The following is a 4,639-nucleotide window of genomic DNA, read 5'->3' as shown; positions in this document are numbered from 1 at the left end:
GGCTCAAGCCGCTCGAGTCGATTTTCATCCCCGCTCTGAAGAGACGGGGCTTCCAATCTCCCGACTATCCTCGTGAGATTTTTGTCGCCGGCCGTGTCAGCTCCTTCGTCAGTTGCGCCCACCCGACCCCAGCGAAATGATCGAGACCAGGACTATGTATCAAGAGCAACCGCTACGGCGAATTTTGTTGATCGACGACAATCCCGACGACCGCCTCCTGATCGACCGGGCGCTCAGACAAGAATTTTCGGACACCGCCATCGAAGAAGTCGGGGAACCGGAAGGGTTGGAGGCGATCTTGGAACGGGGGGATTTCGACCTGGTGATCACCGACTACCAACTCTGTTGGAGTACGGGGTTGCAGATCCTCGAACGGGTCAAATCCCGCCACCCGGACTGTCCCGTGATCATGTTCACCAACACGGGAACCGAAGAAATCGCCGTCGAAGCCATGAAAGCCGGCCTCGACGATTACATCATCAAATCCCCCCAACATTTTCTCCGCCTCACCCAAGGGGTGCGGTCCGTGTGGGAGCGGGTCCAGAGTCGGCGGCGGGCCGTCCAATCCGAATATCGCCTCGGGTCTCTACTCAATCAACTGAGTTTGGGGGTGTTTTTCGTGGGTTCCGACGGCAAGATCTTGCAGTACAACCAGGCGCTGCTGGACTTGCTGGGGTTGCGATCGGACGAAGATGTGGAAAGGTTCATCCGGGAGCGGCTGCGGCTGGACCTGGCTGACGCCGCCCTGCGAGGGCAGGTCGATTCCGAGCAGCCGGCCCAAGAGTGCCGGGAAATTCAGTTCCGGCGGCCGGACGGGCGCCCGGTTTGGCTGCGGGTGAGTACGACGCCGGAGAGGCTCGGGGGGAGCCTGATCATCGACGGGTTGATCGAAGATATTAGCGATCACAAGCGATCGCAAGCGGAAATTCGCCAGCTCAACCAGACCCTAGAAAGTCGAATTCACGAGCGCACCGCCCAACTGGAGGCCACCAATCAGGAGTTGGAAATTTTCGCCTATTCCGTCTCCCACGACTTGCAGGCGCCGCTGCGCCAAATCAACGGCTTCGTGAGTTTGTTGCACGAACATCTCGCCGGGGCGCAACTCGACGCCACGAGTAGCAGTTACTTGGAGACCATCGCCAACCTCGCCCAACAGGCCGGCCGGATGCTCGACGAGCTGATCCGGTTTTCCCGCACCGGCCGGGTGCAGATGCTCCCGACGTGGGTCGATCCGTTTCACCTCGTGCAACAGACGAAACAACAGGCCGAGATCGATTTGGAGGGGCGGGAGATCGCCTGGACGGTGGAACCGCTCCCCCGGGTTTGGGCCGACCGGGAGCTGTTGCGGACGGTGTTTCAAAACCTGCTGGAAAATGCCGTCAAATATACGCGGCTCTGCTCGCGCGCCGAAATTACCGTCGCCGCCACCGAAACCGAAAAGGAGGTGATTTTCTCCGTCCGCGACAACGGGGCCGGATTCGACATGAAATATGCCGACAAACTCTTCGGCCCGTTTCAGCGCCTCCACTCCCGCAAGGTGTTTAAAGGTATGGGGATCGGGCTGGCCAACGTCCGCCGCATCGTCCACCGCCACGGCGGGCGGGTTTGGGCCGAAGGGGAGCCGGGAAACGGGGCGACGTTCTATTTCTCGCTGCCCAAGGAACCGCCGCCCCCCTCCGAGGGTCGCCCGTCGTAGGTGATGCGGCTCGATTCGTAGTCGGGGGGCTCGACGTGGATCAGAATCCGGGCGGGGTTGTAGCGCTTCTCCAGTTCGGCCTCCACCGCCTCCGTGATGTCGTGGGCCGTCTCCACGTCCTCCGCCTCCACCACCATGTGCATTTCGATGAACACCTGCCGCCCGATCATCCCCCGGGAGGCGATGGCGTGGCAGTTGACGACGCCGGGGACGGACATGGCGATCGCTTTGATCTGTTCGGGGGCGATCGCCATCCGGTCCACCAGCCAGGGCAAATTCTCCTCGATCACCTCCCAACCGCTGCGGAACACCAGCAGCGCCACCGGAAACGCCAGCACCAGGTCCAAAAGTTGCAGTTGGGGGACGTTCCAGCGGTTGCCCAGCCACACCCCGATCAACCCGGCGATCACCATCATCGTGATCCAGACGTCGCTCATGGTATGTTTGGCGTCGGCCACCAGCAGGGCGCTCCCCACCCGCCGCCCCACCCGGCGCTCGTAGTAGGCGACGAAAATATTCACCCCCAACACCGCCAGCAAAATCCACAGTTGGGACGGGGAGATGTTGACGGCGTGGCTTTCTTCGGAAAATAACCGCCCCACCGCGCCGCTGAGAATTTCAAAGCAGGCGATCCCCAAAAAGGCGGCGATCCCCAGGGCGCCCACCGCGTCGAATTTTTGGTGTCCGTAGGGGTGTTCGCGGTCCGGTTCCGGGGAGGCGAAGTGGTTGGCGACTAATCCCAACACGTTGTTGGCGCTGTCGGTGACGCTGTGGAGGGCGTCGGCCAGCAAACTCAGGGAACCCGTGGCCCACCCCACCACCGCCTTGATCGCCATCACCAACAAATTTAAAATCAGGGTGATGACCAGCACCCGCCGCACTTCGGACCGTCGATCGCCCGCCATCGCACTTGCTCCCGGTTGAAACCTTTACCCGTTGAAATCTTTGTCGAAATGATATCGAAAGTCAAGGGACGCACATCTGTTAAGATTCGTGTCGCGCCCGATTGCCGCGATCTCCGGCCGCCGGCGAGTCGGAGGGAACTTTCGCGGGCGGTGGAAATGTCGCGGGCGATCGCATCGGCGGGTACAATGCGATCGCAGCGAACTGGCATACCATCTTAAAAACGAATCATGTCCGCCCCCCCCCTGACCCTCAATTTAATTCAAGGCTCCGTCTCCCTGCGCTTCACCCCCGAAGCCGCCCGCCATTTGAAAGCGGCCCTCGACGAACTGATGCAAAAGCTCAAAGCCGTTTCCGCCCAATCGACCCCGGGCACCGGGCGGCCCGCCCCCCAAAAACCGGTCGAGTACCGACACGCGGGGGAGGTGTTCCTGGAGGTGTTCTGCAATCCCAACATCTGGCCGAGCCCCTTCGCCGCCAAAGTTCTGGTCACGGTCCGCGACGAGCGGATCAAACTCACGACGGAGGCTGAGTTGACCCAGATCGCTGATGATATTCAGCAGTACATCGACCAAGCCGCTTGACCTTGACCCGCGATTTTTCCGGGTCGCCTAGCCCGCACCGGTCGGCGAGTGCTAGAATGGGTTTCCAATTGGCTGACTCGACGGTTTCCGACACCCGTTCTCCAAAATTTGGGAGCGGTGGGAAGTCTGCCCCTGTTATTCCTCGACGAGTTTCGATTCTCATGAATGTCGATAACCTGACTCAGATGTTACACCAGGGATTTCGCGTCACCTTGGGCGCGACTTCCTCTTTAATTGAAATCTTGCAAGATCCCCAAAAGCGCGATGAGAATCTCGAAAAAATTCAGTCCCAGTTGAGCCAGCTTGCCGAAGAGTGGGCTGAGAAGGGGGCCGTGACGGAAGAGGAAGCCCGCAGTTTCGTGGATACCATCCTCTCCAACTCCGGCCAGTCCGAATCCGCCACGACGGTCAATTCGGGCGCGACTCCCGCCCCGCCCCCCGCCCCTCCGGTTTCCCAGTCCGGCGAGATCGGCGAAATTCAAGAACTCACCGACCAAATTGCGACGTTGAGGGCTGAGTTGCAGCGCCTGCGGGAGTCTGACTCGTCCACCTGACGACGCCTTGCAATCCGGAGCCGATGGCCCGGAGAAAAAAAGTAGAATCCCCGTACCTTCAGCGGAGGTCGGGGAAGATGTCAACAAATACTCGCTGCATTTGTGGGGTTGGGTTTTTCAGAGGGCCGAGTTGAAGGAGTCCCTAAATTTTAAACGCTGCATTAATTAAAGTATCGCGACGAACTGAATTTTTGGCACGAATTGAGTTCCGTTGCCACAGATAATTGGAATGGGAAGTTCCGAAAATCAACCCGGTCGGGTGTTCGATTGAATTCTCACCGTCAACTCTGAAAAACCCAACCCGATTAAATTTGCTTAAGTCAACATTGATGTCACTCAACCCGCGATCGCTTCAAAGGCCGGATTGAGCCTTGACTCTAATCATTCTCCCATTTTTCAGATCCGATTAGGTCGCCGATGCGATCGCGCAACAGGAAGTTGCACGCCTCGAGTTCGCACTCCACATAGGCCCATTCCCGAGCCGGAATGAATTGGCAGAGCGTGTAAATCGGTTGCTGACGGCCGATCGCACCCTTGTTAATGAGATTGCGTACTTCGTCTTTGATGACGTCGAGTGAGTATTGAACAGTGGTGTAAGTCATAATTCGCCCTCATGGGGTTGCCTGAGTGATTTGTGGCATCGATCTCAATATAATCGAAAATTGAGATTTAGGGAAGGGATTTTTTTCAGTATAAGCGAATACAATTTGCCGCCCAACTCGCATAAATAAAACCGAAATGCCTCGGGTCTAGGGGTAGGGGCGACATCGCCCCCCCCACGCCCGGTTGATTGATGAATTCGACAACTTATCAGTCGATAATGGCAGTTGATACTCTGCGGGTTAAAACCACGCAGATTCTTAAGTAATCCAAAGCTGGATTCTCAAAGGCATTATCAAAGT

6 protein-coding genes are annotated in these 4,639 nt (G+C 58.0%); 3 read left to right on the top strand and 3 right to left on the bottom strand.

The window, feature by feature from the left end; translation table 11 throughout:
* Positions 1-154: 154 nt before the first annotated feature.
* Positions 155-1,696, top strand: a complete 1,542-nt coding sequence (locus LKE08_RS06245; protein WP_324703342.1) for an ATP-binding protein — start codon at positions 155-157, stop codon at positions 1,694-1,696.
* Here LKE08_RS06245 and LKE08_RS06240 read toward each other — a convergent pair.
* The gene (locus LKE08_RS06240; RefSeq protein WP_324703341.1) at positions 1,642-2,601 is read right to left on the bottom strand and encodes a cation diffusion facilitator family transporter; all 960 of its coding nucleotides are present in this window, start codon (positions 2,599-2,601) and stop codon (positions 1,642-1,644) included. The genes LKE08_RS06245 and LKE08_RS06240 overlap by 55 nt on opposite strands.
* Before the next feature lie 79 nt (positions 2,602-2,680).
* Positions 2,681-2,815, bottom strand: coding sequence for a hypothetical protein (locus LKE08_RS06235; RefSeq protein ID WP_324703340.1), 135 nt, complete (start codon positions 2,813-2,815; stop codon positions 2,681-2,683).
* A gap of 14 nt (positions 2,816-2,829) precedes the next feature.
* On the opposite strand from LKE08_RS06235, the gene LKE08_RS06230 reads away from it, so the two are divergent.
* The gene (locus tag LKE08_RS06230) at positions 2,830-3,183 is read left to right on the top strand and encodes a hypothetical protein (protein WP_324703339.1); all 354 of its coding nucleotides are present in this window, start codon (positions 2,830-2,832) and stop codon (positions 3,181-3,183) included.
* Positions 3,184-3,344: 161 nt separating this feature from the next.
* Complete coding sequence (locus tag LKE08_RS06225) at positions 3,345-3,737, top strand: hypothetical protein (RefSeq protein WP_324703338.1); 393 nt, start codon at positions 3,345-3,347, stop codon at positions 3,735-3,737.
* 377 nt (positions 3,738-4,114) lie between these two features.
* Here LKE08_RS06225 and LKE08_RS06220 read toward each other — a convergent pair whose 3' ends face one another.
* Positions 4,115-4,339 (bottom strand): DUF4327 family protein, encoded by a 225-nt coding sequence (locus tag LKE08_RS06220; RefSeq protein WP_324703337.1) that lies wholly within the window; start codon positions 4,337-4,339, stop codon positions 4,115-4,117.
* Positions 4,340-4,639 lie beyond the last annotated feature (300 nt).

The sequence above is a fragment of the Lyngbya sp. CCY1209 genome (genome assembly GCF_035615495.1).
Classification (GTDB): Bacteria; Cyanobacteriota; Cyanobacteriia; order Cyanobacteriales; family Microcoleaceae; genus Limnospira.
This window is presented reverse-complemented; position numbering and strand designations above follow the sequence as displayed.